This window comes from Kamptonema sp. PCC 6506, from assembly GCF_000180455.1.
Classification (GTDB): Bacteria; Cyanobacteriota; Cyanobacteriia; order Cyanobacteriales; family Microcoleaceae; genus Kamptonema; species Kamptonema formosum.
On the sequence record NZ_CACA01000229.1, the window covers coordinates 1 to 545 of the forward strand.

A 545-nucleotide genomic window follows, 5' to 3' on the forward strand; every position below is an offset into this window, starting at 1 on the left:
ATACCATTTCCCTAAAAGTATGCTATAATAATAATGAGATTTTGAGGAGTGGTGCATGAAAGTAAATTACCAAGAAAGAATTGATTTAAGCGTTGGGGAGTTAAAAATAATTTTGTCGCAGCAGCGAACTATAACTAACCGACAAAAAATTCAGGCACTTTATTGGTTAAAAGCGGGATTAAGTCCCAGCCTTACAGATGTAGCAGAACGTTTAGGGGTACATAGGATAACTGTAAATAGATGGTTAAAACAATATAGTTTTGGCGGTCTACCCGCACTGCTAAAAATCGGAAAATCAACTGGTAGACCCCGAGTAATATCTAAAGCTGTAATAGCTGGATTATCAGAGAAATTAAGTGAGGAATCATGTGAATTTAAAAGCTATAAAGAAATTGGTAAGTGGGTAGAAGAGAAATATCAAATATCAGTCAAGTATCAAACATTACACAAGCAATTACACTATCGAATGAAAGCTAAATTAAAAGTACCAAGACGTTCGAGCATCAAAAAAGACAAAGCGGCGGGTATAGAGTTTAAAAAAAACT

Annotated in this window: 1 protein-coding gene; it reads left to right on the plus strand. The window is 34.7% G+C overall.

Annotated elements, in window-relative coordinates; genetic code table 11:
* Positions 1-55: 55 nt before the first annotated feature.
* The coding region (locus OSCI_RS11965) for a helix-turn-helix domain-containing protein (RefSeq protein ID WP_019487996.1) at positions 56-545 on the plus strand (490 nt) is incomplete at its 3' end.